Origin of the sequence: Pantoea sp. SM3 (assembly GCF_000963995.1) — a bacterium.
Classification (GTDB): domain Bacteria; phylum Pseudomonadota; class Gammaproteobacteria; order Enterobacterales; family Enterobacteriaceae; genus Pantoea; species Pantoea rwandensis_B.
On record NZ_JZRD01000081.1, the window covers coordinates 1 to 727 of the forward strand.

Annotated in this window: 1 protein-coding gene; it reads right to left on the reverse strand. The window is 61.3% G+C overall.

What is annotated here, in order from left to right; all coding sequences use genetic code 11:
* Positions 1-156 precede the first annotated feature (156 nt).
* Complete coding sequence (locus VI01_RS24490) at positions 157-408, reverse strand: hypothetical protein (RefSeq protein ID WP_045816991.1); 252 nt, start codon at positions 406-408, stop codon at positions 157-159.
* Positions 409-727: the final 319 nt, after the last annotated feature.

Genomic DNA, 727 nt, shown 5'->3' on the forward strand with positions numbered 1-727 from the left:
TTAAGAAGGCGCGCCACGACCGTTCCGATAACGGCGTAGATATCTTCGGCGGTGGTGTCGTCATTCATATGACCTCCGTCCGTAAGGTGGATAAGTATACAGTATATCAGAAAGACGCCGGGGCGGATACCGCGGCCGCGGTATCCGCCCCGGCCGTCAGTGGAGCTTCTGCTCTGTCAGGCTGGCCACGCCAGCCTTTTCACCGGCGCGAATCTGCATTTCCCGCCGGACCTCTTCAATAGCGCGCAGACCGGCGCGAATTCGATCTTCATCCGTTGCATTTTCAATGGCCGACCGCAGGCGATCCGTGAGGGCCGCCCAGCTGATGGCCGCGTCCTCTTCCAGCAGCGCCGTAACGGCCTCGCCAATCATGATGTCGGCCATTTTTTCTTCAAAGTCATTTTTCATGGGGTTATCCGGCAGCAGGTTTCGGGCGCAGAGCTTACCACAGCGCAGCGGGCCCGAACATTCACAAGGGGGCGAGCCCTGCAAAACTTTTACGCCAGAGCGTCAGGACGCGCCACGTCAGGGCTGTCCGGCAGAGGTAGCTGTCCTGAAAATACCTTACCCCAACGCCGGTAATTTCTTTCTGCGGCCGCGCTGCTTTGCTGCGGGCGGCGCGGCATCCGCCTCCGGTGAGGGCCTCTGCAGGCGGTACAGGCAGATGTCGCCGCGCTCCGCCAGGCTCGCCGGCCAGATCATCGCCGCGTTCCCGTCCTCCACGTAA

Coding starts and splice junctions, on each gene's coding strand:
- VI01_RS24490 (WP_045816991.1), bottom strand. CDS start 408: ATGAAAAATGACTTTGAAGAAAAAATGGCCGACATCATGATTGGCGAG.